This is a genomic window from Profundicola chukchiensis, from assembly GCF_029664245.1.
Lineage (GTDB): Bacteria > Bacteroidota > Bacteroidia > Flavobacteriales > Weeksellaceae > Profundicola > Profundicola chukchiensis.
This window is the reverse complement of record NZ_JANAIE010000019.1, coordinates 1-432: the sequence shown is the minus strand read 5'-3', so window position 1 is coordinate 432 and position 432 is coordinate 1. Positions and strand designations below refer to the sequence as shown.

Sequence of the window (432 nt, the reverse complement as noted above, 5' to 3'; positions counted from 1 at the left end):
TCATAAAATCCAAATTTATTTTGCACAAAGGCATAATTTATACACAATGCCTTCACCTAAACCTTCTATTTTTATCCCAAAATTAATATAGAGCCATGGTTTTCCGGGTTTTATACCCCGCTCGATGTAACCGATATACAAATTATCAGCTCGTAGGAATGAGGGGAAATTTTTTAATAAAAACCACAATAGATATGGACATAAGAAATAAATTATCTGTTTCTCTAAAAATTCAGGAGAGACAGAATCCACAGGACCGCACAGAGCCTGCTAAATATTATGTGCAATGCATTCAAAATGGAAAATCAGATCTTAGACGATTAGCTTATCTAATCTCTAGTCAGTCAACTGTTCGCCAGGCAGATTGTTTGGCCGTCCTAGATGGTCTGGTGCTCAACATGATGGATGAGCTTTCTCAAGGTAGAGCCGTCG

General features: G+C 37.5%; 1 protein-coding gene. It reads left to right on the top strand.

Translation table 11 applies throughout. The annotated features are described in order from the left end of the window. Positions 1-194: 194 nt before the first annotated feature. Positions 195-432, top strand: a 238-nt coding sequence (locus tag NLM59_RS11515; protein ID WP_456238419.1) for an HU family DNA-binding protein, incomplete at its 3' end; no start/stop codon positions are given.